The 1,441-nt window shown below is 49.1% G+C and carries 1 protein-coding gene and 1 pseudogene; both read right to left on the reverse strand.

Translation table 11 applies throughout. The features are described 5' to 3' along the window. Positions 1-136 precede the first annotated feature (136 nt). Positions 137-943 carry a tRNA cyclic N6-threonylcarbamoyladenosine(37) synthase TcdA gene (tcdA, locus tag A3750_RS16980; protein WP_068451834.1) on the reverse strand — a complete coding sequence of 269 codons (807 nt, stop codon included), beginning with the start codon at positions 941-943 and terminating at the stop codon, positions 137-139. After that, positions 940-1,441 (reverse strand): annotated as a pseudogene (locus A3750_RS26305) (GNAT family N-acetyltransferase); the annotation flags it as partial. The pseudogene A3750_RS26305 and the gene tcdA, both read right to left, overlap by 4 nt.

Raw genomic sequence — 1,441 nt, forward strand, 5'->3', positions numbered from 1 at the left:
AATCGCTGGCTGACGCAATCGCCATGCGACCCACTGACATATGAGAGAAACGACGCCGATGGCCGCTAATGTGATCGTGCTATATTCAAGCATCCTGAACGACCCTTTGCATGCGTCCTTGTCCTTTTATCGTTGTTTATATTATTGTTTTCGTCAGTTTTGACAGTATGCGCGACACGGCAACCATCGCAAAAACAGACGTAACCGACGTAACCGCTCCAAAGCCCGAGGCGCAATCAAGTCTCGCTGGCCCGCCATCTTCGGGCTTATTCAAGCAGACAGAACCATCCGCCTGTGCGTATTTCAGTTGCTCAGTTGAGTATACACACTCCACACTAAACTTCCGCTTCGGGTTTCTCGAATAATTATGGTGTCGCCGAAGGTTACTACGTATCTTGGCAAGCAATGGGTCTTGGGTTGTGCGCGCTAAATCTTCGATCGCTATCTGAGTTGGATCCATCTGACCGCCAGCACCACCGCAGCATAAAATAGGGATCTTGTTTCGCCGGCAATGAACGATCATAGCCGTTTTAGCCTTGATACTGTCTGTCGCATCAAACACATAATCTAGGTTTTTAGTCAGCAGTTCAGCAACATTGTTCGGCGAGAGAAAACTGTGTTGCACATGCACACGCACCTCTGGACTAATTTCCTTGATTCGCTGAGCCATTACTTCTGTTTTCATCTGGCCAACCGTAGCCTGAAGAGCGTGAACCTGGCGGTTAATGTTCGACACGCACACGTCATCAAGATCAATCAAGGTGATTTCTCCAACACCCGATCGAGCCAAGGCCTCCGCGGCCCATGAACCTACGCCTCCGATGCCAATGACGGCCACATGACTTTGCGCGAGCTGCAATAAGCCTTGCTCCCCATACAGGCGCGCTATGCCGCCGAAACGAAAGCGATAATCTTCACTCAGCGCGCTCTTTTTTTCTGTCATGGTGTTTGTTTCAACTTTTCGTCGTAGGCGAGAAAATCATGATTTACCAGCTCGTAGCGCTTTCGCTTGAGCGGCTTTAAACGATTCAAGTCGACAACGACTAGACCGTCAATGCAGTCCTGAAAATCGGGATCAATGTTAAAGCCATGGAAACGTGTGCCGCCTTCATCGCATAACTCAGTGTACTGCTTGTACAGGGTTGGGACGGAATGCCCGATAAGTCCGAGCTGTTCTCGCAGAGTGACAAAGGCATCTCTTGCATCCAGCCCCTCAAACAAACGTGCATTCTGCTCTTTCGCTGAATAACCCATCATATAAGGACGCTTGCAGCGAACGATGGGATCATCATCAAGATAGTATTTGCCGTAATAACCGAGCAATAAATCCTTACCCTGCTGACTGAACGCATTGGAAATACTGACAGCCCCCAGCAAATAGCGCACTCTTGGATTGCTACGAATATAAGCCGCAATGCCGGCCCATAAATAATCGAGACTG

The organism is Oleiphilus sp. HI0079, from assembly GCF_001635105.1.

Coding starts and splice junctions, on each gene's coding strand:
- tcdA (WP_068451834.1), bottom strand. CDS start 943: ATGACAGAAAAAAAGAGCGCGCTGAGTGAAGATTATCGCTTTCGTTTC.